This window comes from Caballeronia mineralivorans PML1(12) (assembly GCF_001028175.1).
Lineage (GTDB): Bacteria > Pseudomonadota > Gammaproteobacteria > Burkholderiales > Burkholderiaceae > Caballeronia > Caballeronia mineralivorans.
Map to the genome: position 1 here is coordinate 1 of NZ_AEJF01000030.1, position 921 is coordinate 921.

1 pseudogene is annotated in these 921 nt (G+C 60.7%); it reads left to right on the forward strand.

The annotated features are described in order from the left end of the window. Positions 1-921: pseudogene (locus tag EOS_RS47910) on the forward strand (zinc-binding dehydrogenase); the annotation flags it as partial.

Below are 921 nucleotides of genomic sequence, written 5' to 3' on the forward strand. Positions count from 1 at the left end.
GAAGGCATTTTCCCGGCGATTCTCGGGCATGAAGGCGCGGGCATTGTGGTGGATGTCGGTCCAGGCGTGGGCACGTTGAGGAAAGGCGATCACGTCATTCCGCTCTATACGCCCGAGTGCCGGCAGTGCAAGTTCTGCCTGTCGCGAAAGACCAATCTGTGCCAGGCGATTCGTTCGACGCAAGGCCGCGGCTTGATGCCCGATGCCACGTCGCGCTTTTCCATCGATGGCAAACCGCTGTTCCATTACATGGGGACATCGACGTTTTCTAACTACATCGTGGTGCCGGAAATCGCGGTCGCGAAGGTGCGCGAAGATGCGCCCTTCGACAAGATCTGCTACATCGGCTGCGGCGTGACGACAGGCGTGGGCGCAGTCGTGTATTCGGCGAAGGTCGAGGCAGGGGGCGAACGTGGTCGTGTTCGGGCTGGGCGGCATCGGCTTGAACGTGATCCAGGGCGCGAAGATGGTCGGGGCCGACAAGATCATCGGCGTCGATCTGAATCCGGGCCGCGTGGAACTCGCGAGGAAGTTCGGCATGACGCACTTCATCAACCCGAACGAAGTGCCGAATGTGGTCGATCACATCGTGCAACTCACCGATGGCGGCGCGGACTACTCGTTCGAATGTATCGGCAATACGAAGGTGATGCGTCAGGCGCTGGAATGCACGCATAAGGGCTGGGGCCAGTCGTTCATCATCGGCGTGGCGGCGGCGGGCGAAGAGATCAGCACGCGGCCGTTCCAACTGGTCACAGGCCGCGAATGGAAGGGCTCGGCGTTCGGTGGCGCGCGCGGTCGTACCGATGTGCCGAAGATCGTGGACTGGTACATGGAAGGCAAGATCAATATCGACGACCTGATCACGCACACGCTGCCGCTCGAGCGCATTAATGAAGGCTTCGACCTGATGAAGAAGGG